The organism is Streptomyces sp. NPDC044921 (assembly GCF_056432865.1).
This window is the reverse complement of record NZ_JBWKIF010000047.1, coordinates 1-1,415: the sequence shown is the minus strand read 5'-3', so window position 1 is coordinate 1,415 and position 1,415 is coordinate 1. Positions and strand designations below refer to the sequence as shown.

The following is a 1,415-nucleotide window of genomic DNA, read 5'->3' as shown; positions in this document are numbered from 1 at the left end:
GCTGAGACCTGATGCCGAGCCGATTGTGGTGAAGTGGATGATCCTATGCTGTCGAGAAAAGCCTCTAGCGAGTTTCATGGCGGCCCGTACCCTAAACCGACTCAGGTGGTCAGGTAGAGAATACCGAGGCGTTCGGGTGAACTATGGTTAAGGAACTCGGCAAAATGCCCCCGTAACTTCGGGAGAAGGGGGGCCACATCCGGTGACGGCACTTGCTGCCGGAGCTGGGGGTGGCCGCAGAGACCAGCGAGAAGCGACTGTTTACTAAAAACACAGGTCCGTGCGAAGCCGTAAGGCGATGTATACGGACTGACGCCTGCCCGGTGCTGGAACGTTAAGGGGACCGGTTAGCTTGGATTCGTCCAGGCGAAGCTGAGAACTTAAGCGCCAGTAAACGGCGGTGGTAACTATAACCATCCTAAGGTAGCGAAATTCCTTGTCGGGTAAGTTCCGACCTGCACGAATGGCGTAACGACTTCTCGACTGTCTCAACCATAGGCCCGGTGAAATTGCACTACGAGTAAAGATGCTCGTTTCGCGCAGCAGGACGGAAAGACCCCGGGACCTTTACTACAGTTTGATATTGGTGTTCGGTTCGGCTTGTGTAGGATAGCTGGGAGACTGTGAAGCTTGGACGCCAGTTCAGGTGGAGTCGTCGTTGAAATACCAGTCTGGTCGTGCTGGATGTCTAACCTGGGTCCGTGATCCGGATCAGGGACAGTGTCTGATGGGTAGTTTAACTGGGGCGGTTGCCTCCTAAAGGGTAACGGAGGCGCCCAAAGGTTCCCTCAGCCTGGTTGGCAATCAGGTGTTGAGTGTAAGTGCACAAGGGAGCTTGACTGTGAGACCGACGGGTCGAGCAGGGACGAAAGTCGGGACTAGTGATCCGGCGGTGGCTTGTGGAAGCGCCGTCGCTCAACGGATAAAAGGTACCCCGGGGATAACAGGCTGATCTTCCCCAAGAGTCCATATCGACGGGATGGTTTGGCACCTCGATGTCGGCTCGTCGCATCCTGGGGCTGGAGTCGGTCCCAAGGGTTGGGCTGTTCGCCCATTAAAGCGGTACGCGAGCTGGGTTTAGAACGTCGTGAGACAGTTCGGTCCCTATCCGCTGTGCGCGTAGGAGTCTTGAGAAGGGCTGTCCCTAGTACGAGAGGACCGGGACGGACGAACCTCTGGTGTGCCAGTTGTTCTGCCAAGGGCATGGCTGGTTGGCTACGTTCGGGAGGGATAACCGCTGAAAGCATCTAAGCGGGAAGCCTGCTTCGAGATGAGGACTCCCACCCACTTGATGGGGTAAGGCTCCCAGTAGACGACTGGGTTGATAGGCCGGATCTGGAAGCCAGGTAACTGGTGGAGGTGACCGGTACTAATAGGCCGAGGGCTTGTCCTCAGTTGCTCGCGTCCACTGTGTT

Annotated in this window: 1 rRNA gene (running past one end of the window); it reads left to right on the top strand. The window is 56.6% G+C overall.

The window, feature by feature from the left end:
- Positions 1 to 1,393, top strand: a 23S ribosomal RNA gene (locus AC07DA_RS36035); it begins 1,369 nt to the left of the window's first position.
- Positions 1,394 to 1,415: the final 22 nt, after the last annotated feature.